Genomic DNA, 1,346 nt, shown 5'->3' with positions numbered 1-1,346 from the left:
CTTGGGTTCAAGAGGTCGTTGCAACACCCCGTCTGTAGGGAGTTGCAGTGGACTTCGAGATTCGGGAGGACCGGAGGCCGCAGGGGCCGCGGAAGCTGTTGAAGGAGCGTGAGCTCTACCTTTCCCTTGTGGATCAAGGGATGGGGAACGCTCAGGCCTGCCGGGTCGTGGGAGTGCACGAGCGGACCGGCAGGGATTGGCGTTACGGACGGCCGGAGGGCCGTGTGAAGAGGCCGCGACCGCGGGCGAAGGATGCGCCGGCGGTCGCGGTCCTTGGTGTCAGAGCACCCAGGACCCGCCTGATCGAGGTTCGTGGCGACTCGCGTTACCTCGGTGAGGATGAGCGGATACACATCGCCGACCGCTTGCGGGAGAAGGCGACGGTCCGCGCGATCGCGGCCGAGCTGGGCCGCAGCCCGTCGACCATCAGCCGGGAGATCCGCCGCAACCGGCATCCGGTGAACGGCCAGTACCGGCCGCACGCGGCACACGCCCGGGCCAGGGCCCGCCGTCCGCGCCCCAGGGGCGGGAAGATCGCGGCGTGTCTTGTGCTGCGTGACACCATCCAGTCATGGCTGGGGCTGAAGTGGAGTCCTGAGCAGATCAGCCGGAGCCTGCGCCTGCACTTCCCCGACCAGCCGGAGATGCACGTGTCGCACGAGACGATCTACCAGGCCCTCTACGTCCAGGGCCGGGGCGAGCTGCGCCGCGAGCTCACCAAGGCCCTGCGCACCGGCCGCACCCTCCGCAAGCCTCAACGTCGTCCCGACCAGCGGATCCCGCGCTATCCGGCACCGATGGTGATGATCAGCGACCGGCCGGCCGAGGCCGAGGACCGGGCCGTTCCCGGCCACTGGGAGGGAGACCTGATCATCGGCAAGAACAGCGGCTCTGCGATCGGCACCCTGGTCGAGCGGGCCACCCGCTACGTGATGCTCGTCCACCTGCCCGGCAACCGCGACACCATCACCGTCCGCGACGCGCTGATCGACACCGTCAGCGCCCTCCCGGCCCACCTGCGGCGCTCGCTGACCTGGGACCAGGGCTCAGAGATGGGCCTGCACCACCAGTTCTCCATGGCCACGGGCATGCCCGTCTACTTCTGCGACCCCTCCAGCCCCTGGCAGCGCGGATCGAACGAGAACACGAACGGCCTGCTGCGGCAGTACTTCCCCAAGGGCACCGACCTGTCCCGCCACAGCCGCGAACACCTGGACGCCGTCGCCGCCGAACTCAACGGCCGCCCACGCAAAACGCTCGACTGGAAAACCCCAGCCGAGCGCCTCGCTAAACTCCTCACAACAGCCGCATGATCAGCGGTGTTGCCACGACCCCTTGAATTCGCC

The 1,346-nt window shown here is 68.6% G+C and carries 1 protein-coding gene; it reads left to right on the top strand.

Annotated elements, in window-relative coordinates; translation table 11 throughout:
• The first annotated feature begins 140 nt into the window (after nucleotides 1-140).
• A complete protein-coding gene (locus ACH4TV_RS48310; protein WP_398407863.1) occupies nucleotides 141-1,313 on the top strand; it encodes an IS30 family transposase in 1,173 nt (390 codons plus the stop codon).
• Nucleotides 1,314-1,346 lie beyond the last annotated feature (33 nt).

The organism is Streptomyces sp. NPDC020898 (genome assembly GCF_044333925.1).
In the GTDB taxonomy this organism is placed as follows: domain Bacteria; phylum Actinomycetota; class Actinomycetes; order Streptomycetales; family Streptomycetaceae; genus Streptomyces.
The sequence above is the reverse complement of the archived record's forward strand: the minus strand, read 5'-3'. Positions and strand labels throughout refer to the sequence as shown.